12 protein-coding genes are annotated in these 13016 nt (G+C 60.0%); 6 read left to right on the forward strand and 6 right to left on the reverse strand.

Annotated features, from left to right (window positions below; translation table 11 throughout):
• Positions 1–39 precede the first annotated feature (39 nt).
• The 3 genes from C1X29_RS12160 to C1X29_RS12170 are packed head-to-tail and all read left to right on the forward strand — an operon-like array spanning position 40 to position 2407.
• Entirely contained in the window at positions 40–792 is a 753-nt protein-coding gene (locus C1X29_RS12160) for a 5-oxoprolinase subunit PxpA (protein ID WP_102717533.1), read from the forward strand.
• Positions 789–1493 carry an allophanate hydrolase subunit 1 gene (locus tag C1X29_RS12165; protein ID WP_102685984.1) on the forward strand — a complete coding sequence of 235 codons (705 nt, stop codon included), beginning with the start codon at positions 789–791 and terminating at the stop codon, positions 1491–1493. The genes C1X29_RS12160 and C1X29_RS12165 overlap by 4 nt, the downstream gene beginning before the upstream one ends.
• Positions 1490–2407, forward strand: coding sequence for a biotin-dependent carboxyltransferase family protein (locus C1X29_RS12170; RefSeq protein ID WP_102717534.1), 918 nt, complete (start codon positions 1490–1492; stop codon positions 2405–2407). Before C1X29_RS12165 ends, C1X29_RS12170 begins: the two co-directional genes overlap by 4 nt.
• Before the next feature lie 150 nt (positions 2408–2557).
• Here the strand turns inward: C1X29_RS12170 and C1X29_RS12175 are convergent, their stop codons facing one another.
• From C1X29_RS12175 to C1X29_RS12185, 3 genes are all read right to left on the reverse strand, one after another.
• Positions 2558–3736 (reverse strand): VWA domain-containing protein, encoded by a 1179-nt coding sequence (locus C1X29_RS12175; protein WP_016771218.1) that lies wholly within the window; start codon positions 3734–3736, stop codon positions 2558–2560.
• A gap of 12 nt (positions 3737–3748) precedes the next feature.
• Complete coding sequence (locus tag C1X29_RS12180) at positions 3749–4594, reverse strand: MoxR family ATPase (protein ID WP_007911294.1); 846 nt, start codon at positions 4592–4594, stop codon at positions 3749–3751.
• 176 nt (positions 4595–4770) lie between these two features.
• Positions 4771–5847, reverse strand: coding sequence for a DUF748 domain-containing protein (locus C1X29_RS12185; RefSeq protein ID WP_102717535.1), 1077 nt, complete (start codon positions 5845–5847; stop codon positions 4771–4773).
• A 128-nt stretch (positions 5848–5975) separates the two neighbouring features.
• Here C1X29_RS12185 and cysK point away from each other — a divergent pair, with 128 nt between their 5' ends.
• Together cysK and C1X29_RS12195 are read left to right on the forward strand one after the other, a co-directional pair.
• Positions 5976–6950 (forward strand): cysteine synthase A, encoded by a 975-nt coding sequence (gene cysK / locus C1X29_RS12190; protein WP_085747195.1) that lies wholly within the window; start codon positions 5976–5978, stop codon positions 6948–6950.
• Between the two features lie 186 nt (positions 6951–7136).
• Positions 7137–8075, forward strand: a complete 939-nt coding sequence (locus C1X29_RS12195) for an aspartyl/asparaginyl beta-hydroxylase domain-containing protein (RefSeq protein WP_102717536.1) — start codon at positions 7137–7139, stop codon at positions 8073–8075.
• A gap of 56 nt (positions 8076–8131) precedes the next feature.
• On the opposite strand, the gene C1X29_RS12200 is transcribed toward C1X29_RS12195, so the two are convergent.
• Entirely contained in the window at positions 8132–8731 is a 600-nt protein-coding gene (locus C1X29_RS12200) for a hypothetical protein (protein WP_256584351.1), read from the reverse strand.
• 482 nt (positions 8732–9213) lie between these two features.
• Here C1X29_RS12200 and C1X29_RS12205 point away from each other — a divergent pair, with 482 nt between their 5' ends.
• Positions 9214–10077, forward strand: coding sequence for a DMT family transporter (locus C1X29_RS12205; protein ID WP_007956520.1), 864 nt, complete (start codon positions 9214–9216; stop codon positions 10075–10077).
• A 57-nt stretch (positions 10078–10134) separates the two neighbouring features.
• Here C1X29_RS12205 and C1X29_RS12210 read toward each other — a convergent pair whose 3' ends face one another.
• Entirely contained in the window at positions 10135–11043 is a 909-nt protein-coding gene (locus C1X29_RS12210; protein WP_102717537.1) for a DMT family transporter, read from the reverse strand.
• An 84-nt stretch (positions 11044–11127) separates the two neighbouring features.
• Positions 11128–12753 (reverse strand): methyl-accepting chemotaxis protein, encoded by a 1626-nt coding sequence (locus C1X29_RS12215; protein ID WP_102717538.1) that lies wholly within the window; start codon positions 12751–12753, stop codon positions 11128–11130.
• Positions 12754–13016 lie beyond the last annotated feature (263 nt).

Genomic DNA, 13016 nt, shown 5'->3' on the forward strand with positions numbered 1-13016 from the left:
CTACGATAAAAAAAGACAAAAGCTACAGGAGTGTTCACCGTGAGCCGCCTGGTATTGAACTGTGACATCGGCGAGAGCTTCGGCAGCTGGACCATGGGTCTGGACGCGGAAGTCATGCCCTTCATCGATTGCGCCAACATTGCCTGCGGTTTTCACGCCGGCGACCCGAGCATCATGCGCAAGACCGTCAGCCTGGCCCTGAGCCACGGTGTGCAGATCGGCGCGCATCCGGCCTATCAGGATCTTGTGGGGTTCGGCCGACGTTCCATGGCTTACACCGCCCAGGAACTGCAAGACATCCTGCATTACCAGATCGGCGCCCTCGACGGCATTTGCCGTGCCCAGGGTGGCAAAGTCAGTTACGTCAAACCCCACGGCGCGATGTACAACGACATGATGGCCAACCCGGCGCAGTTGCGGGCGGTGATTCAGGCCGTCGCGGCTTACGATCGCAGCTTGCCACTGATGCTGATGGCCACCCGCGACAATACGGCCGCGCAACAGCTTGGCGACGAATACGGCGTGACCCTGTGGTTCGAAGCCTTCGCCGATCGCGCCTATGACAGCGCCGGCCGACTGGTTTCGCGACAACTGCCGGGCGCGGTGCATCACGATTCCGAAACCATCATCGGGCAAGCGCTGACCATCGCTCGTGGCGACAACCTCACGGCCAGCGACGGCAGCGCGCTGCACCTGCAAGCCAACACGCTGTGCGTGCACGGTGACAACGCCAGTTCAGTGGCGGCCGTGCAACGCATTCGTCAGGCCCTGAACGAGCAGAGCGCGCCATGAATCCGCGGGTGGAAGTGGTAGCGCTGGATTGCCTGATGCTGCGCCTGTTCGATGAAATCGCCGAAGCCAACATGCCGTGGATGCTCGCCGCCAGTGAGCGGTTGCGCACGGTGTTCGGCGCACATCTGATCGATCTGGTGCCGTCGTACACCACGTTGATGGTGCATTACGACCTGACCGAATTGAATCCGGGTCAGGCCCGGGAACTGATCGCCGAAGCGCTGATCGACCTGTCGCCAAATGCGCGAACCGGTGGCCAGTGTCATGTGTTGCCGGTGTGGTACGACCTTAGCGTCGGACCGGAATTGAGCCTGCTGTCACAACGCAGCGGTTTGGCGGTGGAAGAGGTGATCCGCCGCCACAGCGCCCGTGAATATCAGGTGTTCGCGCTTGGCTTCGCACCCGGGTTTGCCTTCATGGGTTTGGTGGAAGAAGTCCTGGCAGCACCGCGTCTGAATACCCCACGCAAGAAAGTCGCCGCCGGCAGCGTCGGCATCGCCGAGCGGCAGACAGCGGCGTATCCGGTGGTGTCTCCCGGTGGCTGGAACCTGATCGGTCGCACACCGGCAAAACTGTTCGACCGTGAACGCGATGGCTACAGCCTCATGCAGCCCGGGGACACCGTGCGTTTCGAAGCGGTGAGCCATGCCGAATTCATCCGCCTCGGCGGTGACGACACGCCTCTGGAGGCCTTCGCATGAGCCGACTGACGATTGAAGCAAGCACGCCGCTGTGCTTGTTGCAGGACGCCGGGCGGTTTGGCGTACGCCATCTGGGCGTGACCCAGGGCGGCGCGGCAGATTGGCGGTCGATGGCCTGGGCCAACTGGCTGCTGGGCAATGGCCTGGACTTGCCGGTGATCGAAATCACCCTCGGCGGGTTCACGGTGGTGGCTGAAGAAGATTGCTTGCTGGCATTGGCTGGCGCCGACCTTGGCGCGCAGATCGACGGCGAGGCGTTGGCGCCGTGGCGCAGTTTCAAGCTGCGCAAAGGGCAGACCTTGAAGATCACCCAGCCGTTGCAGGGGGCGCGGGCCTATCTGGCGGCGCCCGGCGGTTTCAGTGCGCCAAAAGTGCTGGGCAGCAGTGCCGCGGTGGTACGTGAGGAACTCGGCGGTCTCGATGGTTTTGGCTTGCCATTGGCCAAGGGCGCTTCGCTGAGTTATCAGGGCGAAACCTTATTGGTGCGTGAGGTCCCGGCGGAGCATCGACCGGACCTGCGTCTCGACGCGCCGCTCGATCTGGTGCTCGGCGCGCAGATCGGTCAGTTCAGCGGGCAGAGCCTGTTCGATGCATTCAACAGCGCCTGGACGCTGGACAGTCGCGCCGACCGCATGGGTATTCGTCTGTTGGGCACGGCGTTGCAGTATCAGGGCAAGCCGATGATTTCCGAGGGCATCCCGCTGGGCGCGGTGCAGGTGCCGCCGGACGGGCAGCCGATCGTTTTGCTCAATGATCGGCAGACCATTGGCGGTTATCCGCGATTGGGAGCGTTGACGCCGTTGGCGCTGGCTCGACTGGCACAGTGTCTGCCTGGGGCGAAGGTCAGATTGCGCCCGGTGGTACAGGATGTGGCACACCGGGAGCATGTCGAATATCTAAAGCGCTTTACTTGATCGTTCCCACGTCGAATGCGTTTGCGTTTGATCGTTCCCACGCTCCGCGTGGGAATGCCGCCCGGGACGCTCCGCGTCCCAGTGACGCAGAGCGTCACTTGATGCATTCCCACGCAGACGGTTCGACGCCTCGACATGGGAACGATCCGCTTACTTGGACAGAAACCGCATCCCTTCTTCCAGCCCGCGCAATGTCAACGGATACATCTGATCCTCGATCAGATCCCGCACGATATTGGTCGACGAGGTGTAGCCCCACGTATCTTTCGGATATGGGTTGATCCAGATGAGCTTCTTGTATTTCTCCATGAAACGCTGCATCCACACGTAACCCGGCTCTTCGTTCCAGTGCTCGACGCTGCCGCCGGCCTGGGTGATTTCATAAGGCGCCATCGCCGCGTCACCGATGAAGATCACCTTGTAGTCGGCGCCGTACTTGTGCAGCAGGTCCTGGGTCGACGTGCGCTCGGAAGTGCGGCGCATGTTGTTCTTCCACACCGATTCATAAATGAAGTTGTGGAAGTAGAAGTACTCCAGATGCTTGAACTCGGTCTTGCAGGCCGAGAACAGTTCCTCGCAGATCTTCACGTGGGCGTCCATCGAGCCGCCGATGTCGAACAGCAGCAACAGTTTCACCGTGTTGCGCCGTTCCGGGCGCATCTGGATGTTCAGCAGCCCGGCATCCTTGGCGGTGTGGTCGATGGTGCCGTCGATGTCCAGCTCTTCAGCCGCGCCCTGACGAGCGAATTTACGCAGGCGGCGCAGGGCGACCTTGATGTTGCGGGTGCCCAGTTCCACCGAGTCGTCGAGGTTCTTGTACTCGCGCTGATCCCAGACTTTCACCGCTTTGCCCTGGCGCTTGCCAGCATCGCCGACCCGGATGCCTTCCGGGTTGAAACCGCCGGAGCCGAACGGGCTGGTGCCGCCGGTGCCGATCCATTTGTTGCCGCCGGCGTGGCGTTCCTTCTGTTCTTCCAGGCGTTTCTTGAACTCTTCGATCAGCTTGTCCAGGCCGCCGAGGGACTGGATCTGCGCGCGTTCCTCGTCGCTCAGCGAGCGCTCGAACTCCTTGCGCAGCCAGTCTTCGGGAATCAGCGCCTGCAAGTGATCGTCGAGCTTTTCCAGGCCATTGAAGTAGGCGCCGAACGCACGGTCGAACTTGTCGAAATGCCGTTCGTCCTTCACCAGAATCGCCCGCGACAAGTAGTAGAACTCGTCCATGTCGGCGAAGGTCACGCGCTGTTTCAGCGCGTTGATCAGGTCGAGCAGCTCGCGCACCGACACCGGCACCTTGGCTGCACGCATTTCATTGAACAGGTTGAGCAACATGGCATCAGCCTCTTAGCGGGTGCCGCGACGGCTCATGAACGCCAGGCGCTCAAGCAGTTGCACGTCCTGTTCGTTCTTCACCAGCGCACCGGCCAGCGGCGGGATGGCTTTGGTCGGATCGCGTTCGCGCAGCACGGCTTCGCCGATGTTGTCGGCCATCAGCAGTTTCAGCCAGTCGACCAGTTCCGAGGTTGAAGGCTTCTTCTTCAGGCCCGGTACCTTGCGCACGTCGAAGAACACGTCCAGCGCTTCGCTGACCAGGTCCTTTTTGATGTCCGGGTAGTGAACATCGACGATTTTCTGCAGGGTGGTGCGGTCGGGGAAGGCGATGTAGTGGAAGAAGCAGCGGCGCAGGAACGCGTCCGGCAGCTCTTTCTCGTTGTTGGAGGTAATGATGATGATCGGACGCTTCTTGGCCTTGATGGTCTCGTCGATCTCGTAAACGTAGAACTCCATCTTGTCGAGTTCTTGCAGCAGGTCGTTGGGAAACTCGATGTCGGCCTTGTCGATTTCGTCGATCAGCAGGATGACGCGTTCTTCGGACTCGAACGCCTCCCAAAGCTTGCCCTTCTTCAGGTAGTTGCGCACGTCGTGGACTTTTTCATTGCCCAGTTGCGAGTCACGCAAACGGCTGACCGCATCGTACTCGTACAGGCCCTGATGGGCCTTGGTGGTGGACTTGATGTGCCAGGTGATCAGCTTGGCGCCGAACGATTCGGCCAGTTGCTCGGCGAGCATGGTCTTGCCGGTACCCGGTTCGCCCTTGACCAGCAGCGGCCGCTCCAGGGTGATGGCGGCGTTGACCGCCAGCTTCAGGTCATCGGTGGCGACGTAGGCCTGGGTGCCTTCGAACTTCATCTGCTAATCCTCGAACGGTAACGCCGACCTGAACGGGCAGGGCGGGGGCGAAATAATCGGATGCCCGACTATAACGCGCGGCCCGGTCGACTGTGAACGCAGACGGCTTATTCAGTCTCTGAATGGGGCGTCACATGTTGACTCAGTTTCGGCCGAGAGCGAGTTGAGCAAGCGCGCTATCCGGCATCCGGCTTCGGCCGTTCATACCGGGCATTGAAGGCCTGGATAAATCCGTTGCGCAAAATCTGCAAAAACGCTTCGAACGCGTTGATATCCTGCTGGTGCACGCTGCCGCTGAGTTCGACCCGGGTGGCAAACTGGTTCTTGCCCTGGTTTTTCAGCACGGTTTCGGTGCCGCCGACCAGTGCTTCCCAGATCGAGCGGAAGATCCCCTTGTTCTTGTTCTCGACATCCTGCTGCCAGTTGAAGACGTCGACGTCGCGCAGCAGCGGTTTGATATAGCCCTTGAGCTGGCCCTTGTTGGCGGCGGCTTCGATGACCACGTCGCCGTGGCCGGCGTTGAAGTCGAATTTGCCGTAGGCCGAGGCGAAGTCGTTCATGCGCTTGAGTTCGATGTCGCGGGCCCGCAGGCGAAATTCGAAGTCTTCGAAATTGCTCAAGGGGTCGAAGGTGGCTGTGGTTTCCAGCGGCGCATGGCCCAGCAGAAGGGCTTTGCCCTCGAAGCGGGCGTCGCGTTTGCCCTTGGTGTCGACCACGTTGGTCAGGTTGAAGATGCTGGCGTCGACATTGGTCGCATTCATGTTCACCGGTGGTTTGGAGTTGAAGTTGCGAAAGCTGATCCGCCCATCGCTGATCTGCACTTCGTCGAGCGTGATAGGCAACAGTTTGCCCAGTTGCTCACGCCAGTCGGTGCCCTGACCGGTCTGGGAGTTCTGCTTGTTGGCACCACCATCGACGAAGTTCACCTGAGGTTTAAAGAATTTCACCTGTGCCACGACAGCATGGTCGTACCAAAGCGAGTGCCAACTGACAGACAGGTCGATAACCGGCGCATCGACGAATGGCACCGGCACCTTGCCGTCGGCCTTGACGATTTTCAGGCCATTGATCTTGTAGGCTCCGCGCCAGAGCGCCAGGTCCACGTCGGTGATCTGGCCGCGGTAGTCGCCCATGTTGGCCAGCTTGTCATTCAGATATTCGCGCACGAGGTAGGGCAGGGCGATATGCAGGGCGACCAGTAATACAACGAGAGTGGCGAAAATCCACAACGGCCAGCGGTAGCGACGCTTCATGGCAACAAATCCCGAACGGTGTAAAGCGATTGACTGCCGCCTGCCGCAGACGTTCGGCCCGACTGGACTGACACGGGCAACAGGCTTACCTTGGAAGGCTGAATTCAACGCTGCACAAGGACCCAGCCATGAGCCGTATTTTTGCTGACAACGCCCATTCCATCGGCAACACGCCGTTGGTGCAGATCAACCGCATCGCGCCCCGTGGCGTGACCATTCTGGCCAAGATCGAAGGTCGCAACCCGGGCTACTCGGTCAAGTGCCGGATTGGCGCCAACATGATCTGGGACGCCGAAAGCAGCGGCAAACTCAAGCCGGGCATGACCATCGTCGAGCCGACCTCCGGCAACACCGGCATCGGTCTGGCCTTCGTGGCGGCCGCTCGCGGTTACAAATTGCTGCTGACCATGCCGGCCTCGATGAGCATCGAGCGGCGCAAGGTGCTCAAGGCGCTGGGCGCCGAACTGGTGCTGACCGAGCCGGCGAAAGGCATGAAGGGCGCTATTGAAAAGGCCAACGAAATCGTAGCCAGTGACACGGGCAAATACTTCATGCCCGCTCAGTTCGATAACCCGGCCAACCCGGCTATCCACGAAAAAACCACCGGCCCGGAAATCTGGAATGACACCGATGGCGCCATCGATGTGCTGGTGGCGGGCGTCGGCACCGGCGGAACCATTACCGGCGTGTCGCGGTATATCAAGAATACGGCGGGCAAACCGATTCTGTCGGTGGCGGTGGAGCCGGTGTCTTCGCCGGTGATTACCCAAGCGCTGGCAGGTCAAGAAATCAAGCCGAGCCCGCACAAGATTCAGGGGATTGGCGCCGGTTTCGTGCCGAAGAACCTTGATCTGTCGATGGTTGACCGGGTCGAGCTGGTGACGGATGACGAATCCAAGGCCATGGCCCTGCGCCTGATGCAGGAGGAAGGGATCCTGTGCGGTATTTCCTGCGGTGCGGCCATGTCGGTGGCGGTGCGTCTGGCGGAGACGCCGGAAATGCAGGGCAAGACCATTGTGGTGGTGCTGCCCGACTCTGGTGAGCGTTATCTGTCGAGCATGCTGTTCAGTGATCTGTTCACCGATCAGGAGAACCAGCAGTAAGGGCGCGTTGATTCAGGTCAGCCAAGGTTCAGGATCGTTATGTTAAGAAGTGCTTTGTTGCGCAATTCTTAACACTGAATCTTGAGTCGGGCGGGTTTTTCCCGGAGCCGGTAGTGTTTATCATGGCCGGCCGCCATCTCGGGTAAATGGCATGGCGTGGCGTTGTCTTATTTCAAGGAGTTGTTGATGACCTTTCCGTTAGCCGCCAAGGTATCGGTGTTGCTGCTGTTTGTGGGCAGCATCCTCTACGTGCATTTGCGTGGCAAGGCGCGTTTGCCGGTGCTTCGTCAGTTCGTCAACCACTCGGCGCTGTTCGCTCCATATAACGCCTTGATGTACCTGTTCTCCGGCGTGCCGTCCAAGCCGTATCTGGACCGCAGCAAGTTTCCGGAACTGGACGTGTTGCGCGATAACTGGGAAACCATTCGCGACGAGGCGATGCACCTGTTCGACGAGGGTTATATTCGCGCCGCCGAGAAGAACAACGACGCCGGTTTCGGCTCGTTCTTCAAGAAGGGCTGGAAGCGTTTCTACCTCAAGTGGTACGACAAACCGCTGCCTTCGGCCGAAACCCTGTGCCCGAAAACCGTGGCGCTGGTCAGTGCCATCCCCAACGTCAAAGGCGCGATGTTCGCGTTGTTGCCGGGCGGCAGCCATTTGAACCCGCACCGCGATCCGTTCGCCGGTTCCCTGCGTTATCACCTCGGCCTGTCGACGCCGAACTCCGACGACTGCAGGATCTTCGTCGACGGTCAGGTCTACGCCTGGCGCGACGGTGAAGACGTGATGTTCGACGAAACCTACGTTCACTGGGTCAAGAACGAAACCGACAAGACCCGCGTCATCCTGTTCTGCGACATCGAGCGTCCCCTGAGCAATCGCCTCATGACCCGCATCAACCGCTTCATCAGCGCCTGGCTGGGCCGTGCCACGGCACCGCAGAACCTCGACGACGAGCGCGTCGGCGGGATCAACCAGGCTTACGCGTGGAGCAAGAACTTCAGCGACAAGTTCAGCGGTGGGGTCAAACAGTGGAAACGCCGCAATCCGAAGGCCTACCGCGTAATGCGGCCGGTGCTGGCGGTGGTGGTGTTGACGTTGTTGGGGTATTGGCTGTTTGGTTGAGGCTGGAATTAAAAGCATAAAAAACCGCTCGTTTGAGCGGTTTTTTGTTTTCGGAATCAGGGACGGCCAGCAAGTAAGCTTGGTTCATCGATAGCGGTGCCGGTTGCAATGATCTGTAAGAGCCGTCGTTGACTGGCTGTCAGAACCGCCGGATCAGATTCACCCCTTATTGCATGCGCTTTTTTCTTCCTGGGGGATTTTTTTATTTCTTTGCGCATATTCCCACCTTGGTTGATCAATATTTGAGCTTTTTTCACAATACTGCCAATGATGCGGGCGTATTGCTCAATTGCCAGAACGGATAGCGGTGCAACACGGTTTTTCAATGGATGTGTTTCTCTTGGCCGCCCCTCCAGTCGTACGATTCGGATGCGTTGTCGACTTTTATTCGGGTTGGCGAAGCAAAGTCCGCACAGTTCAGATTCAAACCAGATTGCGATGTCGAGAGCGAGAGGTTCGCGCGCTTTCCATCCAATGACTTCTTCCCATGAAAAATGTGGGCTCTCCCAACACTCAAAAGCACTCAGTGCCAACGAGTCGATGGGTTCGAAACGTACTTTCGAAAGGTCAAGCGTTGTGGGGCCAGCCATCTCCAGGTCAATCTGGAGTTGAGTCGTGGCAAGGCGGGCAAGCTTCCTGGCTTGCGATTTGTACAACTGATACCGCAGATGATTCCGTTCCCTTGGCATTTGATCTCGCGCATTCCATGTCCCCCATCAATGGTCGTTGCAATTGCAAACGAGCCTATGCGCCTGCCTCCTGCCTGTCGCTACTGGCCCTTTGTCCAAGTCGTTGCAATCCATGTCCCGCGCTGGTTATAGTCGGCGCTCGTGAGTCCCACGACTCACCTTTCAACCCTTCAAAAAAGATCAGCCCAGATGCCTGCATCCTTCATCAACGCGGTACTCGATTCAGCGGTCAACGCTGGCGTCGTGCCGTGCGGGAATCAGCAGCCTGTGCAGATCAGTCATTACCCTCCACCTGTCAGTAGCACGCCGGTGTGCGCAGTCGTATCACCGCCGGGCGTTGGTGTTTCGGGCTGATCAGCGTTATCTGCTGACCCCTGTGCCCGCCTGAAAAACCTACTGAATTTCAGCTTCGGCTGAGTTGGCTATTTGCCTGACTACAGGTGGTATTCATGTTTGTCCTTTCGAAAAAGTCCGCGCTCGCGGCGGCGTCCACGAGCCTGTTCGTTCTGCTGTGGAGCAGCGGGGCGATATTCTCCAAGTGGGGGCTGGCCCACGCTTCGCCCTTTGCCTTTCTGCTGATCCGTTTTGTCATTGCCCTGTGCGGGCTGGTGCTGCTGGTGCCGTTGCTCAAGCTGAAACTGCCCAAGGGCGGCAAGCCGATGCTGTACGCGATGGCCACCGGCGTGGTGCTGTTGGGGGCTTATCAGATCTTCTATCTGCTGGCGCTGGATCTAAAAGTCACGCCCGGAGTGATGGCGACCATCATGGGCGTGCAACCGATCCTTACGGTGGTGATCATGGAGCGGCAACGCTCGGCGAGCCGGATGTTTGGGCTGGCGTTGGGATTGGCCGGGTTGATCATGGTCGTTTACCAGGGCATCGGTCTGGCCGGGATGTCGCTGGCGGGAATGTTGTTCGGGCTGCTGGCGCTGGCAAGCATGACCTTCGGTTCGATCATGCAGAAGCGCATCACCGACAACCCTCTCGGCACGCTACCGGTGCAGTATCTGGCGGGGCTGTTGCTGTGCGGGATCTTCGTGCCGTTTCAGCCGTTCCACTTCGAGCACAGCGCCGGTTTCATCGTGCCGGTGTTGTGGATGGGACTGGTGGTTTCCGTGCTGGCGACGTTGCTGCTGTATCGACTGATCGCCCGGGGCAATCTGGTGAATGTCACCAGCCTGTTTTATCTGGTGCCGGCCGTGACGGCGGTGATGGACTATCTGATCTTCGGCAATCGCTTGGCCGCGTTGAGCGTGCTGGGGATGCTGTTGATCATCGTCGGTCTGGTGTTCGTGTTCCGTAAATCGGCGTAACCGCCGCGCATGAAAAAGGCCCGGTAGGAAACTCCCGGGCCTTTGTGCATCTGCGAATCAGCGGGCGGTGATTTCTGCCGGTTTCACCACAGCGGGTTTCAGCACCAGCCACAGCGCAATCGCGATCAAGACCCCGCCATACACGTGCGCCATCGACAGCGGCTCGTCGAGAAACAGCGCCCCCCATAACACGCCGAACGGCGGAATCATGAAGGTCACGGTCATCGACTTCACCGGCCCGATGGAGCTCAGCAGGCGGAAGTAAATGATGTAGGCAAACGCGGTGCAGCCCAGACCCAGGCCCAGCAGCGACAGCCAGACATTCCAGCCACCCCAGCTCACCGGCGGCTGAGTGATGACGCTGTAACCGAACAGCGGCAACAGGAACAGGGTCGCACCGAGCATGCTGCCCAGCGCCGACAGACGACTGTCGAGCCCGCCGGCCTGATCCAGCCAGCGTCGGGCGAGGAACCCGGCGAAGCCATAGCAAGTGGTTGCGAGCAGGCAGGCCACCGCGCCCATCAGCAGGTGCAGATCGAACGCGACCGGGCCGGCGCGAGTCAGCACGCCCACCCCGAGCAGGCCGAGGAACACCCCGGCGAGTTTGGCCAGCGTCAGTTTTTCACTGAAGAACAACCCGCCGATCAACACGCCCATCAACGGCGTGGTGGCGTTGAAGATCGCCGAATAACCGGCCGGCAGCACCTGGGCGGCGACTGAATACAAGGTGGCCGGCACGCCGGAGTTGATCACGCCCAGCATCATGACGGTCTTGAGTTTGCCTTTGAAGTCCCAGCTGATGCGCATCAGCCCGAGGATTACCAGCAGGCCGACGGCGGCAATTGAAACGCGGAAGAAACCGGTCGGAACCGTCCCGATCGCGGGCGCGATGATGCGCATGAACAGGAAGCTCGCGCCCCAGATGGCAGCCAGCGACAACATGCGGAAAATATCGACAGGGCTCACGGGCCACTCCTTCCTTGATCGGGACGAGAGTGTTGCCGAGGGCCCCGGCGATGGCAACCGCTATTCGGGCATTTAATTGTCTGATCAGATCACGAAGCGCGTCACCAATCCGTTCAGGTCGACGGCCAGCCGTGACAGTTCCTGGCTGGCGGCAGACGTCTGGGTGGCGCCGGCAGCGGTCTGGGTCGACAGATCGCGGATGGTCACCAGGTTTTCGTCGACTTCCCGGGCCACCAACGCCTGTTGCTCGGCGGCGCTGGCGATCACCAGGTTGCGCTGGTTGATCTGCGAGATCGACGCGGTGATTTTCTCCAGAGCCTGGCCGGCGCTGTTGGCCCGGCGCAGGGTGTGGCTGGCCTGCTCGGCGCTGGTTTGCAAAGCGCCGACGGTGGCGCTGGTGCCTTGCTGAATGCTGCTGATCATCAGCTCGATTTCTTCGGTGGAGTTCTGCGTGCGCTGGGCCAGCGAGCGGACTTCATCGGCAACCACCGCAAAACCACGTCCAGCCTCGCCGGCCCGCGCGGCTTCAATGGCGGCGTTCAGGGCAAGCAGGTTGGTCTGCCCAGCGATGCCGCGAATCACTTCCAGAACCTTGCTGATGTCCTGGGCCTGGGTCGCAAGGCCCTCGGCCTGTTCGGATGCACCGAGCACCGCGCTGACCAGTTCCTGAATCGAACTGATGGTTTCGCTGACCTGCACATGCCCATGCTTGCTGTCCTCGTTCGAGGCTTCGGAGGCTTCGGCACTGGACACCGCATTGGCGGCCACTTCATCGACCGCCGTGCTCATCTCGGTAACCGCAGTGGCAGCCTGTTCGATCTGGTCATTCTGCTGTTGCAGGCCGCGGGTGCTTTGCTCCATCACCGAACTCATTTCCTCGGCAGCGGAGGCCAGTTGCTGGGCCGACTCGCTGATGCCGCGAATGGTCGAGCGCAGGTTGCCCTGCATCTCGGCCAGCGCCGTGAGCAACTGCGCGGCTTCATCGCGACCCTCGCTGTCGATGCGACCGCTGAGGTCTCCCGAAGCAATTCGCCGAGCCACGTTCAGCGCCTGATTGATCGGCGCGGTGATGCTGCGGGTCAGCAACCAGGCCAGCAACAACGTGGCAATCAGGGCGATGACGATGATTGTGGCGACGATCCAAAGCGCCTGCTGATACATCGCCGCTGCAGACTTGGCGGCGGTATCCGCACCTTGCTGATTGAGGCTGATCATTTGCTCCAGCGTTTTGTCGAGTACCCTGCCTTGGGGCGCCAGTTCATTGTTGAGGCGCGTGTAGGCCTGTTCGTTTTGTCCGGCGTCGAGCTGTTTGATGATCTGGTCGAGGATGCTCAGGTACTTGGCCGTATCGGCGCTCAGGCTATCCAGCATTGCCCGTTCCTGATCGTTGGCGATCAGGGCTTTGTGGTCGTCGAGGCGTTTGAGCAATTCCTGGCGTTGCGCGGTGAGAAGGCCCTTGCTGCGTTCGCGAACGGCAGCCTGGGTGCTGGTGATCAGGCGCAGGGATTCGAGGCGGATGCTGGCGATGTTCGCCGCCGCGTCATGGATGCTTTCTATGCTGGGCATCCACGATTCTTCGATCACCGCCGCGCTCTCGCGCAGGGTTTTCATCTGGCCCAGGCCGAACAGGCCGACCACCACCAGCAGACTGGCCAGAACGGCAAAACACAAACTGGCGCGCAAACCGATGCGCAGATTCCGGATAGTCATCAATGTGCTCCTTGGGCTTTGGGGGGAGAGGTCGTCCTCGTGGGCCGAGGATCTTGTTGTGAGGCGGGTGATGGCGGGCTGTATATCAAAGTGCCACTATCTTGGTAAGGCCAATTGCTGTAGGGAATGGACAGGCATGAACAAGTCGGGCAGAAGCGCAGGCTAGCGATGTCGCTGCTGAATTGGATCCGAAACCCAGACAACACGCGGGCTGGCGCCCAGTGTAGGGAGAACCGAAGTGGGCGTTTACTGACCGAACGGTC

The organism is Pseudomonas sp. GW456-12-10-14-LB2 (assembly GCF_002884345.1).
Classification (GTDB): Bacteria; Pseudomonadota; Gammaproteobacteria; order Pseudomonadales; family Pseudomonadaceae; genus Aquipseudomonas; species Aquipseudomonas paraglycinae.

Bases quoted from the DNA above. Each gene is read 5' to 3' on its own strand.
- cysK (WP_085747195.1), top strand. From the start codon at position 5,976: ATGAGCCGTATTTTTGCTGACAACGCCCATTCCATCGGCAACACGCCG.
- C1X29_RS12215 (WP_102717538.1), bottom strand. From the start codon at position 12,753: ATGACTATCCGGAATCTGCGCATCGGTTTGCGCGCCAGTTTGTGTTTT.
- C1X29_RS12195 (WP_102717536.1), top strand. From the start codon at position 7,137: ATGACCTTTCCGTTAGCCGCCAAGGTATCGGTGTTGCTGCTGTTTGTG.
- C1X29_RS12205 (WP_007956520.1), top strand. From the start codon at position 9,214: ATGTTTGTCCTTTCGAAAAAGTCCGCGCTCGCGGCGGCGTCCACGAGC.
- C1X29_RS12185 (WP_102717535.1), bottom strand. From the start codon at position 5,847: ATGAAGCGTCGCTACCGCTGGCCGTTGTGGATTTTCGCCACTCTCGTT.
- C1X29_RS12170 (WP_102717534.1), top strand. From the start codon at position 1,490: ATGAGCCGACTGACGATTGAAGCAAGCACGCCGCTGTGCTTGTTGCAG.
- C1X29_RS12175 (WP_016771218.1), bottom strand. From the start codon at position 3,736: ATGTTGCTCAACCTGTTCAATGAAATGCGTGCAGCCAAGGTGCCGGTG.
- C1X29_RS12165 (WP_102685984.1), top strand. From the start codon at position 789: ATGAATCCGCGGGTGGAAGTGGTAGCGCTGGATTGCCTGATGCTGCGC.
- C1X29_RS12180 (WP_007911294.1), bottom strand. From the start codon at position 4,594: ATGAAGTTCGAAGGCACCCAGGCCTACGTCGCCACCGATGACCTGAAG.